Origin of the sequence: uncultured Pseudacidovorax sp., from assembly GCF_913773995.1 — a bacterium.
In the GTDB taxonomy this organism is placed as follows: Bacteria; Pseudomonadota; Gammaproteobacteria; order Burkholderiales; family Burkholderiaceae_C; genus Xenophilus.
This window is the reverse complement of the sequence record NZ_CAJYES010000194.1, coordinates 1-6,438: the sequence shown is the minus strand read 5'-3', so window position 1 is coordinate 6,438 and position 6,438 is coordinate 1. Positions and strand designations below refer to the sequence as shown.

Annotated in this window: 5 protein-coding genes and 1 pseudogene; 4 read left to right on the top strand and 2 right to left on the bottom strand. The window is 69.2% G+C overall.

The features are described from left to right. Window positions 1-11: 11 nt before the first annotated feature. Complete coding sequence (locus QZ772_RS18645) at window positions 12-1,031, bottom strand: sulfate ABC transporter substrate-binding protein (RefSeq protein WP_295529347.1); 1,020 nt, start codon at window positions 1,029-1,031, stop codon at window positions 12-14. Between the two features lie 163 nt (window positions 1,032-1,194). On the opposite strand from QZ772_RS18645, the gene QZ772_RS18640 reads away from it, so the two are divergent. The 4 genes from QZ772_RS18640 to QZ772_RS18625 all read left to right on the top strand — a co-directional run bounded on the left by QZ772_RS18640 (window position 1,195) and on the right by QZ772_RS18625 (window position 6,228). Beyond that, the gene (locus QZ772_RS18640) at window positions 1,195-1,470 is read left to right on the top strand and encodes an oxidative damage protection protein (protein WP_017758688.1); all 276 of its coding nucleotides are present in this window, start codon (window positions 1,195-1,197) and stop codon (window positions 1,468-1,470) included. A gap of 61 nt (window positions 1,471-1,531) precedes the next feature. Beyond that, complete coding sequence (gene mnmC / locus QZ772_RS18635) at window positions 1,532-3,406, top strand: FAD-dependent 5-carboxymethylaminomethyl-2-thiouridine(34) oxidoreductase MnmC (RefSeq protein ID WP_295529343.1); 1,875 nt, start codon at window positions 1,532-1,534, stop codon at window positions 3,404-3,406. Between the two features lie 160 nt (window positions 3,407-3,566). Then, window positions 3,567-4,481 (top strand): transglutaminase family protein, encoded by a 915-nt coding sequence (locus QZ772_RS18630; RefSeq protein ID WP_295529341.1) that lies wholly within the window; start codon window positions 3,567-3,569, stop codon window positions 4,479-4,481. A gap of 217 nt (window positions 4,482-4,698) precedes the next feature. Then, window positions 4,699-6,228: an alpha/beta hydrolase gene (locus tag QZ772_RS18625; RefSeq protein ID WP_295529339.1), complete on the top strand. Its 1,530-nt coding sequence runs from the start codon at window positions 4,699-4,701 to the stop codon at window positions 6,226-6,228. A 60-nt stretch (window positions 6,229-6,288) separates the two neighbouring features. Here the strand turns inward: QZ772_RS18625 and QZ772_RS18620 are convergent. Beyond that, window positions 6,289-6,438: pseudogene (locus tag QZ772_RS18620) on the bottom strand (D-amino acid dehydrogenase); the annotation flags it as partial.

Here is a 6,438-nt window from a genome sequence, read left to right as displayed (position 1 = left end):
CCCGCAGCGCCTCACTTCTGCTTGTTGGTGTAGATCTGGTCGAAGGAGCCGCCGTCCGCAAAGTGCGCCTTGTCCGCCTTGGCCCAGCCGCCGAAGGCCTCGTCGATGGTGAACAGCGCCAGCTTGGGGAACTGGCCGGCGTATTTCGCCTTCGCCTTGTCGCCCGTGGGCCGGTAGTAATTGCGCCCCGCGATGTCCTGGCCTTCGTCCGAGTACAGGTATTTGAGGTATTCCTCGGCCACTGCGCGGGTGCCCTTCTTGTCGACCACCTTGTCGACCACGGCCACCGAGGGCTCGGCCAGGATCGAGATCGACGGCACCACGATGTCGAACTTGTCGGGGCCGAATTCCTTCACGGCCAGGAAGGCCTCGTTCTCCCAGGCCAGCAGCACGTCGCCCACACCGCGCTGCACGAAGGTGATGGTGGCGCCGCGCGCTCCGGTGTCGAGCACCGGCACGTTCTTGAAGAGATTGCCGATGTATTCCTTGGCCTTGGCGTCGCCGCCGTACTTGCGCTTGGCGTATTCCCAGGCCGCCAGGTAGTTCCAGCGGGCGCCGCCCGAGGTCTTGGGATTGGGCGTGATCACCTGCACGCCGGGCTTGACCAGGTCGTCCCAATCCTTGAGGCCCTTGGGGTTGCCCTTCTTCACCAGGAAGACGATGGTGGAGTTGTACGGCGCGGAGTTGTGGGGCAGGCGCTTCTGCCAATCGGCCTTGACCAGGCCGCCATGCTCAACCAGCGCGTCGATGTCGCCGCCCAATGCGAGAGTGGCCACGTCAGCGTCGATGCCGTCGATGATCGAGCGGGCCTGCTTGCCCGAGCCGCCATGCGATTGCTTGATCACCACGTCCTGACCAGTCTTGCCCTTCCAGTACTTGGCGAAGGCCTTGTTGTAGTCCACATACAACTCGCGCGTCGGGTCGTACGAGACGTTGAGCAGCGTCACGGTCTGCGCCCAGGCCGGCAGGGACAAGGCCGCCGCAGCACTGGCGACCAGGGAAAGCTTGATAAAGTCACGGCGGAGATTCATGTTCATGCCTTGTTGTGCATAAGGTCGATGAACTGAATTCTGGATATCGCATAAGGAAAGGGGAACGACGGAGTTCTCAGTTCTAAATAGCGAAATCAGCTAAGCCGGTCGTCGTCTCTCGCACCGCACCCCTCCCTCAGTTCTCTCTACAAGAAAGCCCCCCATGGCACGCATGGTTCAATGCATCAAGCTCGGCAAGGAAGCCGAGGGCCTCGACTTCCCGCCCTATCCCGGCGAACTCGGCAAGCGCATCTGGGAAAACGTCAGCAAGGAGGCCTGGGCCGCCTGGCTCAAGCACCAGACCATGCTGGTCAACGAGAACCGCCTGAACCTGGCCGACGCCCGCGCCCGCCAGTACCTCGCCCGGCAGATGGAAAAGCATTTCTTCGGCGAGGGCGCCGACGCCGCCCAGGGCTACGTGCCGCCGCCGGCGGCCTGAGCCGGCAGTCCCTTCCCCGCCCCGTTCCGGCCGCGCCCTCATGCGCGGCGCGGCTCGCGACATGAGCGACATCCTTACCTGGAATGATGAAGGCCAGCCCTTCAGCCCCCGCTTCCAGGACGTCTACCACTCCATCACCGGCGCGCTCGCTCAGGCACGGCATGTGTTCCTGGGCGGCTGCGGGTTGCCCGAAGCCTGGGCAAAGGCAAGGCAGTGGCGCGTGCTGGAGACCGGCTTCGGCCTGGGCCTGAACTTCCTGGCCACCTGGTTCGCGTGGCGCGAGGACCCGCGGCGGCCGCAGATCCTGCATTTCGTCTCGGTCGAGGCCTATCCCGTCTCGGCCGCGGACATCCGCCGCGCCGCGGCCCCTTATCCGGAATTGCAGGAACTGGGCGAGCGACTGGCCGACCAGTGGCATGGCCTTCTGCCGGGCTTCCATCGCTTGGCCTTCGAAGGTGGACGCGTGCTGCTGACGCTGTGCATCGGCGATGCCCGCCCCATGCTGCGGGCGCACCAGCCCTTCGAGGCGGACAGCCTGTTCCTCGACGGCTTCAGTCCCGCCGTGAATGCCGACATGTGGTCGCCCGAGGTGTTCAAGACCCTGGCCCGTTTCTGCCGACCCGGAACGGCCGTGGCCACCTGGACCGTGGCGCGCGCCGCGCGCGATGCCCTGGTGCCGCTGGGCTTCGTGCTGGAGAAGGCGCCTGGTCTGCCGCCCAAACGCGACTGTCTGCGCGGGCGCTATGCACCGGCTTGGCCGGTGCGGCGTCGGCCGCAGGCCGAGGATGCCGAGCGCGTGCAATCGCCCGGGCGATGCGCCGTCATCGGCGCGGGCCTGGCCGGCGCGGCCGTGGCCCATGCCCTGGCCCAGCGCGGCTGGCAGGTGACCGTGCTCGACGCCGCGGACCGTCCTGCGTCCGGCGCCTCGGCCCTGCCCTTCGGCCTGATGGCGCCGCATGTCTCACCGGACGATGCGCTGCTCTCGCGCCTGACCCGCGCCGGCATCCGCGCCACCTGGGCGCAACTGCATGCGCTTGGCCTGACCGAAGGCGTCGACTGGGCCCCCACCGCCGCGGTCGAACGGCGGGATGCCGCCTCGCTGCGGCTGCCGCCCGAATGGGCAGAGGCCGGCGGCTGGAACGAGACCACCCCCGCCACCGCCGCTGCGCTCGCCGCCGCCGGGCTGCCGCCCGGCACGCCGGCACTCTTCCATGCACGCGCGGGCTGGGTGAAGCCCCACCGCCTGGTGGCCGCCTGGCTGGACCATCCCGCCATCGCCTTCAGCGCTGGCGCGCGCGTGGAGCACATCGAAGCCGCGCCGACCGGAGGCTGGCGGCTCCGGGATGCCGGCGGCCGGGTGCTGGCAGACGCGGACCGCGTGGTCATTGCCGCCGGCCCGGCCACGCGCCGCTTGGCACCGACCCTGCCGCTGCAGCCGGTGCGTGGCCAGATCGTCTGGGGCGAGATGCCGCCCGCCATGGCCGCCGTGGGCAGTCGCATTCCGGTCAACGGGGACGGGCATCTGATCGCCAGCGTGCGCGCGTCAGCGGACATCGCCCGCCCGCTGCAGTGGATGACCGGCTCCACCTACGAACCGGGCGACACCGACACCGCCATCCGGCCGACGGACCGCGCGCACAACCTTGCGCGTCTTGCCCGGCTGCATCCGGCGCTGGCCGCTTTTGCCCAGGATCCGCAGGCCGTCCTGCGCGACTGGGCCGGCGTGCGCTGCGCCTCTGCCGACCGCCGGCCGCTGGTCGGGCCGGTCGACCCTGCCGAACCCGCTGGCCCCTGGGCCTGCACGGCGCTGGGCTCGCGCGGGCTGAGCTTTGCCGCCCTATGCGCCGAGCTCCTGGCTGCGCGCTGGCACGGCGAACCCTTGCCTGTGCCGGCCGCCCAGGCCCGCGCGCTCGACACACGCCGCCTCTGGCGCTGAGACGTCCTCGGGACCTCGCGCGCGGCTTGGCCGCATTCGAGCCGTCGGGGCCGGTCGAGCGCTCGAAACCGTTCAGGCTGAGCCTGTCTAAGCCCAGCGCAACCCGCATGGTCCTGCGGCCAACGACTTGTTTTTCATCCCGCCTGCCTACCATCGCCCCATGGCCACCCGCTACGACATCCTGCACACCACCACCTATCGCTACCACGAGGCGGTGAACTTCGGCCTGCACCGCGTGATGTTCCGCCCGCGCGACAGCCACGACCTGCGCGTGCTGGCCACCGACCTGCAGGTCAGCCCCGAGGCGCACGTGCGGCTCATCCAGGACCCGCACTCCAACTCGGTCGCGCTGGTCCAGCCCAAGGAGCCGGCGGCCGAGCTGACGATCGCCTGCGCCTTCACCATCGAGCATGTGCCGGCACCGGAGGACGAACTGCAGCTGGACCCTGGCGCGGAGTTCCTGCCCTTCGCCTATTCGCTGCAGGAACGGCTGGACCTGGAGCACTACCTGCGTCCGCACCACGACGACCCGGACGGCACGCTGATCCGCTGGGCGCACCAGTTCCTGCACACCGATGCGCCCAACAGCACGCGCGAGACGCTCACGCGCATGAATGCCCACATCAACCAGAGTCTGAGCTACCAGGCCCGCGAGGAGGAAGGCACCCAGACGCCGCTGGAGACGCTGGCCATCGGCGGCGGCAGCTGCCGCGACTACGCCCTGCTCATGATGGAGGCCGCGCGGCGGCTCGGCATCGCGACCCGCTTCGTCTCGGGCTACCTCTACGACCCGATGCTCGATGAAGGCAGCGACGCGCAGGAGGACCAGGACGGCCCCGCCGAACGCATCGTCGGTGCGGGCAGCACGCATGCCTGGCTGCAGGCCTACCTGCCCGGCGCCGGGTGGGTGGCCTTCGACCCCACCAACAACATCATGGGCAGCGGGCGACTGATCCGCGTGGGCGTGGCACGCGACCCGGCCCAGGCACCGCCCATCGCCGGCAGCTGGTTCGGCGAACCCGAGGCCTATGCCGGCATGGAGGTCGTCGTGAAGGTCACCAAGCGGCGGGACTGAGCCCACGAGGCGTCGCCGCCTTGGCGATGCCGCCCGGGCATGCCAAGGGGGCCATGGCGGGATTCCACTTCGGTGGTTCGTGAACAGCTTCACGGCTGTAGGACCCGTCCCCGACTTGACAGTGGCGCGGGCAAATCCCGAGCGCCGGGCGAGAGCGCCGCGATAGGCTTGCGCGCCGCTTCGAGGGCGGCACAGTCAAGACAACACGGAGACACCCATGGATGCATTCCAGAGCCAGCCGCTTCGGCTGATTGCGGCCGCGGCCGTTCTTGCGTTGAGCGCCTGCGGCGGTGGCGGCGGATCGAACGTCGCCTTCACGCCCATTCCTGCGCCCAGTCCCGCACCGGCGCCCGCGCCCACGCCGGCCCCGGCGCCGGTTCCCGAAGAGACGCGTCCCCAGGACAGCCGCAACAGCTTCGTGCCTGCCGAACCCACCGCCACCACCTTCACCGCCATGGCCGCAGCGCCCGGCGACACGGTCGACGTCACCACCACCAGCCGGTGGGCGGGCGTGCTGGGCGGCGCCGCCTACCGTGTCGAAGTGCCTGCCAACTGGAATGGCAAGCTCGTGATGTATGCCCACGGCTATGCGGGCACGGGCAACACGCTGTCGGTCACCAACCCCTCCATCCGCCGCTACCTGATCCAGAACGGCTATGCGTGGGCGGCCTCCAGCTACAGCAAAAACTACTACGACGTGCGCGCCGGCGTCGAAGACACCAACGCACTAGCGCTGGCCTTCAACGACATCGCCAAGGCCCGCGGCCGCACGCTGGCGGCGCCCTCGCGCATCTACATCACCGGGCATTCCATGGGCGGCCACATCACGGCCGCCGCCATCGAAGCCGAAGCCCTGGCCACCGAACGCAACAAGGTGAGCTACGCCGGCGCCGTGCCCATGTGTGGCGTGCTGGGCGATACCGAGCTGTTCGACTACTTCTCGGCCGCACAGCTCACCGCCCAGGCCCTGGCCGGCGTGCCCAAGTACCCGCTGACCAACTGGAGCGACATCCAGAACCTCGTGCTCGGCCAGCTGTTCTCGACCGTCAACGCCACCACGCTGACCCCGACCTCGCCGCTGGGTCTGCAGTACGCGTCGGTCATCAAGAACCTGACGGGCGGCGAGCGGCCACTGTTCAGCATCGGGCTGACGCAGGGTGGCTCCTTCCAGGCACCGCTGGGCCTGTTCGGCAGCGACGGGACGGTCGCGGGCATCCTGAACAAGAACGTGACGGACACCAACCGCTTCACCTACACCATCGACGGCAACGCGACCGCCTCGACCGCGCTCAACGCGTCGGTGCAGAAGCTGACCGCCGATGTGGATGCCAACCGCCTGCGCCGCGACGGCCTGCGCTGGATCCCGCGCAACAACGGCGACATCAAGATTCCGGTGGTGACGCTGCACACGCTGGGCGACCTGTTCGTGCCCTTCAGCATGGAGCAGATCTACCGCCAGCGCGTGGTGGCCAAGGGCAACGGCAACTGGCTGGTGCAGCGGGCCATCCGCGGCATCACGCACTGCGACTTCACGGTCGCAGAGCAGGTGGCCGCCTTCGACGCCATGATCAAGTGGGAACGCGACGGCGTGAAACCCGCGGGCGACGACGTGCTCACGCCGGCCACCGTGGCCAACACCAACTACGGCTGCACCTTCACCGTCAACACGGCCGGACCGGACGACAGCGCGCAGACCATCGGCATCCGCCAGTTGCTGGTGTCCGGCGGCGCAGCCTGCCCGCCGTGAGGGCCGCCATGGCTTGACGGTGACGGGCGCCGGGGGTCACGCCCTCGGCGCCTGCCGCGATCAAGCCGGCTGCACGCTGACCGGCTGGGGACGATGCGAGGCACGGCTCTGGCCAGCGTAGCGGTCGACGGCCAGGCCGTCGGTGCTGATCTCGGGCCGCTGGCCGGTCACGAGGTCCGCCGTCAGCTTGCCGGAGCCGCAGGCCATGGT